At 59.3% G+C, this 548-nt stretch carries 1 protein-coding gene; it reads right to left on the bottom strand.

Annotated elements, in window-relative coordinates; all coding sequences use genetic code 11:
• On the bottom strand, positions 1–209 hold a 209-nt coding region (locus tag AC0L26_RS31990; RefSeq protein WP_473636085.1), incomplete at its 3' end, for a hypothetical protein.
• Between the last annotated feature and the right edge of the window lie 339 nt (positions 210–548).

The following is a 548-nucleotide window of genomic DNA, read 5'->3' on the forward strand; positions in this document are numbered from 1 at the left end:
AGCGCATCCGGCGTGGGCCGGATCTGCTGTTGGCTGGCAGCTAACGCTGGCGGGGCGGCGGCCTCAACTCCGGCGTGTCCAGAGCCGTCCGCTGCCAAAGCGTCCGCCACGATCCTGTCTGACGCGGGCTTCGCATCGCGAACCCGTTCCAGCGCCAAGCGGAGATAATCGTTGCCTGGAAACAACACCTCGGCGAATTCGATCCGCAAATCATGATCCAGCCCAGAGATCGTCCGGCCCCGCCTCTCAAGCGCCTCAGAAAATCTGCGAAGACTACGACCATAGACAACACGGGTGCTTGGGGCCAAGCTGCTGTCACTGGTCACTTGTTCCAAGACATGCGCATCTGCCTTTGAAGGCACCGTCACTGGCCACCGGCCAGTCGCTGAATAGCCCGGCTCATGATACGCACGCAGGACGTTCAACGCCGGCCTTATATCCTTTATGTCAGTGTCTTTCGGAAAGAAGGTATCGAGGTGATCGACCAGGGATTGGTGATTTCTTAGATCAGTCGCTTGGCCACGAGCGCCGAGATCATTCGCCAATCG

Source organism: Mesorhizobium sp. WSM4823, assembly GCF_055811195.1.